The 4,866-nt window shown below is 41.8% G+C and carries 8 protein-coding genes; all 8 read right to left on the bottom strand.

Annotated features, from left to right (window positions below; genetic code table 11):
* Positions 1–153: 153 nt before the first annotated feature.
* Complete coding sequence (gene ylqF, locus BFI01S_RS20925) at positions 154–1,026, bottom strand: ribosome biogenesis GTPase YlqF (RefSeq protein ID WP_061794313.1); 873 nt, start codon at positions 1,024–1,026, stop codon at positions 154–156.
* 42 nt (positions 1,027–1,068) lie between these two features.
* Positions 1,069–1,620, bottom strand: coding sequence for a signal peptidase I (lepB, locus tag BFI01S_RS20930; RefSeq protein WP_061794314.1), 552 nt, complete (start codon positions 1,618–1,620; stop codon positions 1,069–1,071).
* A 335-nt stretch (positions 1,621–1,955) separates the two neighbouring features.
* A complete protein-coding gene (gene rplS / locus BFI01S_RS20935) occupies positions 1,956–2,300 on the bottom strand; it encodes a 50S ribosomal protein L19 (protein ID WP_009330779.1) in 345 nt (114 codons plus the stop codon).
* A 135-nt stretch (positions 2,301–2,435) separates the two neighbouring features.
* Positions 2,436–3,173 carry a tRNA (guanosine(37)-N1)-methyltransferase TrmD gene (gene trmD / locus BFI01S_RS20940; RefSeq protein ID WP_061794318.1) on the bottom strand — a complete coding sequence of 246 codons (738 nt, stop codon included), beginning with the start codon at positions 3,171–3,173 and terminating at the stop codon, positions 2,436–2,438.
* Positions 3,173–3,694 carry a ribosome maturation factor RimM gene (gene rimM / locus BFI01S_RS20945; protein ID WP_061794315.1) on the bottom strand — a complete coding sequence of 174 codons (522 nt, stop codon included), beginning with the start codon at positions 3,692–3,694 and terminating at the stop codon, positions 3,173–3,175. The genes trmD and rimM overlap by 1 nt, the downstream gene beginning before the upstream one ends.
* Positions 3,695–3,706: 12 nt before the next feature.
* Complete coding sequence (locus BFI01S_RS20950) at positions 3,707–4,093, bottom strand: YlqD family protein (RefSeq protein WP_061794316.1); 387 nt, start codon at positions 4,091–4,093, stop codon at positions 3,707–3,709.
* Positions 4,094–4,244: 151 nt separating this feature from the next.
* Entirely contained in the window at positions 4,245–4,475 is a 231-nt protein-coding gene (locus tag BFI01S_RS20955; RefSeq protein ID WP_061794317.1) for a KH domain-containing protein, read from the bottom strand.
* 9 nt (positions 4,476–4,484) lie between these two features.
* Positions 4,485–4,757 (bottom strand): 30S ribosomal protein S16, encoded by a 273-nt coding sequence (gene rpsP / locus BFI01S_RS20960; RefSeq protein WP_009330784.1) that lies wholly within the window; start codon positions 4,755–4,757, stop codon positions 4,485–4,487.
* Positions 4,758–4,866: the final 109 nt, after the last annotated feature.

The raw sequence follows: 4,866 nt of genomic DNA on the forward strand, positions 1-4,866 counted from the left end.
GTCAAGTGCCCTCCGCTCCAATCAACTCAGAGGTCTAATTTAGTTAAGTGCCCAAAAGCAACAAACTTTACGAATACAGCCTAATTTATTCTTTGTATCGGCATTTCTTCCAAAAAATAAAGGCCTCCTGCAACAGAAGGTCTTCATTAAAAATTATTCAGCTTCATCCCGTACTGCCATTTCCTCCGGAAGTTCCAATGTAATTGGCCCCATTTTTTCAGAACGGAATTCTCTGATTACCAGCTCTGTTACCTTATCATAATCAATTTGGCCGCCGCCCATCAGGCAGCCGCGCAGCCTGCCGATTTTATCAAAGACTTCAACGATATCTTCCGGGATTTCTTCGATCTGGTAGCGGTCATTCAGACGATCCGGATATCTGTCGCCGAGAAAGCGGAGGGCATATACAGCAACATCCTGGAGGTTTAATATAGTATCCTTGATCGCTCCTGTCAGAGCCAGCTTAAGACCTACTTCCTGATCTTCAAATTTTGGCCATAATATTCCCGGGGTATCGAGCAGCTCCAGCTCTTTCCCTACCTTTATCCACTGCTGGGCTTTCGTAACACCTGGAGTATTTCCTGTCTTTGCAATATTCTTTTTGGCCAGGCGATTGATAAGTGTGGATTTTCCGGCGTTCGGAATACCGACAATCATTGCCCGGATTGCCCTTGGCTTGACACCTTTCGCTCTCATTCGATCGAACTTCTCCTGAAGAATTTCCTGAGATGCAGAGACGATTTCTTTCATGCCTTGTCCGGCCTGTGAGTTTATCGCAAGCGCTCTTATGCCCTTATTTTCAAAATGTCTGATCCACTTCTTCGTCGCTTCTTTATCAGCCATGTCAGCTTTATTCAACAAAACAAGCCGGGGTTTGTGCTGAATGATTTCATCGATCATCGGATTTCGTGATGAATAAGGAATCCTTGCATCAACGAGCTCAAAGATGATATCGACCAGTTTTAATTTTTCTGTAACCTGCCTGCGGGCTTTCGCCATATGGCCGGGAAACCACTGTATCGTCACAGCTAGCCACCTCCATCCAATATGTATTTACAATAGGAAGAATCAATCAACGATTCGAATGTCCTCTATAGGCCAATATATTACTCCGGCATCTCCAAGGACTTCTTCCATAGCAACAGGGCCAATATGACGGCTGTCCTTGCTGAAGCGGCGGTTGTCGCCCATTACAAACAAATGCCCTTCAGGAACTGTTTCCTGTCCGATCTTTTCTTTTAAAGTAAATGGCTCCGTCAGAGGCCCATCGATTACCTGTTTCTTATATTCATCCAAGTAAGGCTCATCATACGCTTTTCCGTTAACATAAAGAGTATCATCTTTATATTCAATCTTATCTCCCGGAAGACCTATTACTCTTTTGATGTAATCTTTGTTTTCCGGTGCATGGAATACAATGATGTCGAAGCGCTCCGGCTCTCCAATCTTATAGCTGAACTTATTAACAATCATTCGATCCTGATCATGCAATGTTGGCATCATTGATAAGCCGTCAACCACAATCGGCGCAAATAAAAAATATCTGATGACTGCCGCTAACAGGACTGCGATTACAAGAGCTTTTGTCCATTCCCACAATTCATTTTTCTTTTTTGCCATAGCCTTCCCCACCATTCTTCCGTCAAAAATTATGCTTATATCCCTGCATGTACCGCAGTAAGTGATTTCTATTGTTTATTGTACAAAAATTCATCTTAATAAACACGATGGGAATCTCATTTATATATTATTTAACATTTATGTAATATTATTTGCGTTCTGCTTCATGAAAGAAAAAGGAGCTTGATTATCAAGCTCCTTCTTTCTCTCATTGTCCAGCTGCAGCGCCTAGCCCCTCGAGGTCATAAGCCAAATCACTCCAGAGGCTAACGCCTCCTGCGTGATTCGTCTTATGCTTGTCGGGGCTGGTCAAGGCGCTTTCGCTTTTCGTTTTATTATCGAATTTCTTTGATACGAGCTTTTTTACCGCGAAGGTTACGCAGGTAGTAAAGTTTCGCACGGCGGACTTTACCGCGGCGGATAACTTCAAGCTTCGCAATCTTAGGTGTGTGCACAGGGAATGTACGCTCAACGCCTACACCGTAAGAAATCTTACGAACTGTGAAAGTTTCGCTGATTCCACCACCACGACGCTTAATCACAACACCTTCGTATACCTGAACACGCTCACGAGTTCCCTCAACAATACTTACGTGTACACGTACAGTATCACCAGGACGGAAAGACGGAAGGTCTGTACGAAGCTGTTCTTTTGTGATTTCTTCAATCAATTTTTGCATCGTTTTCAACTCCTCTCAACAGACGCTCTTGCACAACCTATGTTTGCAGCGGAACATCTTTATCAGACGTAAACTGAACAAGTTCAGCCTAAGTCACAAAAAGTATCATATCATATTTGGACGGCAACTTCAATGTTATTTATCTTCTTTTTTTATTTCATTTAGCCATTTTTGCTGTTCACTTGTTAATTCTGCATCTTCAAGAAGATCAGGACGTCTTAAATACGTTCTTCTCAAGGATTCTTTGGCTCTCCATTCTTCGACAAGGCGGTGATTGCCTGAGATGAGGACATCTGGCACTTTAATGCCTCTGAAGTCGGCTGGACGCGTATAGTGAGGGTGTTCAAGAAAACCTGTGCTAAAAGAATCTTTCATATGAGATTCCTGGTTGCCTAACACACCCGGCAGCAATCGGACGACACTGTCTATTACAACCATCGCTCCAAGCTCGCCTCCAGTCAGCACAAAATCACCAATTGAAATTTCATCTGTCACAACATGTTCCCGTATTCTTTCATCATAACCCTCGTAATGGCCGCATACAAAAATCAGGTGATCTGCTTCTGCCAGCTCTTCAGCTTTTCTTTGAGTATAGCGTTCTCCTTGGGGACACATCAGTATAACCCTTGGTGATGCCCCGCTTTTACTGCGAAGATCCTCAACGGCATCAAATATTGGCTGCGGTTTTAAAACCATTCCCGCTCCTCCGCCATATGGGTAATCATCGACAGTTTTGTGCTTATTGTCGGCATACTCCCTAAAGTTGATCACATTGTACGTTACTGCTTGATTTTCTGCCGCTTTTTTTAATATGGAATGCCCAAAGACCCCTTCAAACATTTCAGGAAACAGAGTGAGCACATCGATATTCATCATGAAAGCAATCCTTCAATCGCATTAATTTTCACAAGTTTTTCTTCCACATTAACTTCCTTAACAACATCTTCAATATACGGGATTAGAATTTCCTTTCCGCCTTTAGCTTTAATTACCCAAACATCATTCGCTCCGGGAGAAAGAATTTCTTTAATTTTCCCTACTTCTTCTCCATCAAGCGTTTCAACTGTACACCCTATGATTTCATGGTAGTAAAATTCATCCTCTTCAAGATCGCCAAGCTGATCTTCTGAAATTTTCAGAATGCCGCCCTTCATTTTTTCAATCTGATTGATATTCTCGTACCCTTCAAAAGTAAGCAGATCGAATGATTTATGAGTGCGGTGTGATTTCACTGTCAGCTCAACGGGATCACTTTTTGTGTCAGGCAGGAACAAATAAAGTTTATTTCCCGGCTTATACCTTTCTTCTGCAAAGTCTGTTTTGGAAATGACTCTCGCTTCTCCTTTTATGCCGTGAGTGTTCACAATTTTTCCTACGTTAAACCATTTCTGCATGTACTATCACCTCTAGCGTATTTCATCAACAATTCCATCTCTTATGATGATTGTTTTCCCTTTTTCTATGTCTTCCCAAGGGGTACCCTTTTGAACCTCTATAATCGCCTGGACTTCTTTTTCTTTTAATTCGCTTCCTAATGGTAGCATATGTAATTGTTCTATTTGAAAATCCAGAAGCTGGACTTTTTCCTGCCTCAGTTGAATTTCCTTTTCAAAGTGCTGCTTCAGACTGGCAGGATGCAGCTTTTTGGTCTTTTCCTGCTTTTTCAGTTCAAACCTCAGCTGATCACTTTCTTTCTGCAGCTGCTTTTTTTGGGCCGCATAGCCTTCCAGCAGTTCTTGCTTGCTGTTCTCTGTCAGCACCTGCTTAACAGTAACCGTTTGGATAATGTTCATATACAGCGCCTCCCAAATCATAATCAGAATGAAAAAACGGCGTTACTGACACTGCTGTCACATTCTTAGTTGGCGATGTTATTTTTTTAGATTGTAAAAAAAGGAGGGGAAGCCCCTCCTTTTTTGGTAATACCTGCTCATTGCAGGATAATTATTCGATGATCTCTAAAAAGATCTTCTTTTGTTCTGATGAACCTGCTGCATAAACAACGGTCCGTATTGCTTTCGCAACGCGCCCTTGCTTCCCAATTACTTTCCCCATGTCATTCTTGTTGACGGAAAGCCGATAGGTTACGCGCTGATCCTCTTCATGGACATTCACTTGAACATCTTCCGGAAAATCAACAAGGGGCTTAACAATCGTTTCGATAAGCTCTTTCATCTTATAAAATTACTTACCGTTTTTAGCGTTATGGAATTTTTCCATAATGCCTTGCTTAGAGAAAAGGTTACGTACTGTATCAGATGGCTTAGCACCTGTCTGAAGCCATTTAAGAGCCAACTCTTCATTGATTTCAACGATCGCTGGTTGAGCAACCGGATTGTAAGTTCCTACTGTTTCAATGAAACGTCCGTCACGAGGAGAACGAGAATCAGCTACAACGATACGATAGAAAGGGTTTTTATGAGCACCCATACGCTTTAAACGAATTTTTACTGCCATTTTAAAAAGCACCTCCGAATAGTTTCACACAAGATAGTATAATATCAGATAGTTAATTAGTTTGTAAAGGTTTTTTTCTTTACATGTTATGAAAAGCTTAAATGACTAG

This window comes from Cytobacillus firmus NBRC 15306, from assembly GCF_001591465.1.
Taxonomy (GTDB): domain Bacteria; phylum Bacillota; class Bacilli; order Bacillales; family Cytobacillaceae; genus Cytobacillus; species Cytobacillus firmus.

Coding starts and splice junctions, on each gene's coding strand:
- lepB (WP_061794314.1), bottom strand. CDS start 1,620: ATGGCAAAAAAGAAAAATGAATTGTGGGAATGGACAAAAGCTCTTGTA.
- rplS (WP_009330779.1), bottom strand. CDS start 2,300: ATGCAAAAATTGATTGAAGAAATCACAAAAGAACAGCTTCGTACAGAC.
- trmD (WP_061794318.1), bottom strand. CDS start 3,173: ATGAATATCGATGTGCTCACTCTGTTTCCTGAAATGTTTGAAGGGGTC.
- rimM (WP_061794315.1), bottom strand. CDS start 3,694: ATGCAGAAATGGTTTAACGTAGGAAAAATTGTGAACACTCACGGCATA.
- BFI01S_RS20950 (WP_061794316.1), bottom strand. CDS start 4,093: ATGAACATTATCCAAACGGTTACTGTTAAGCAGGTGCTGACAGAGAAC.
- BFI01S_RS20955 (WP_061794317.1), bottom strand. CDS start 4,475: ATGAAAGAGCTTATCGAAACGATTGTTAAGCCCCTTGTTGATTTTCCG.
- rpsP (WP_009330784.1), bottom strand. CDS start 4,757: ATGGCAGTAAAAATTCGTTTAAAGCGTATGGGTGCTCATAAAAACCCT.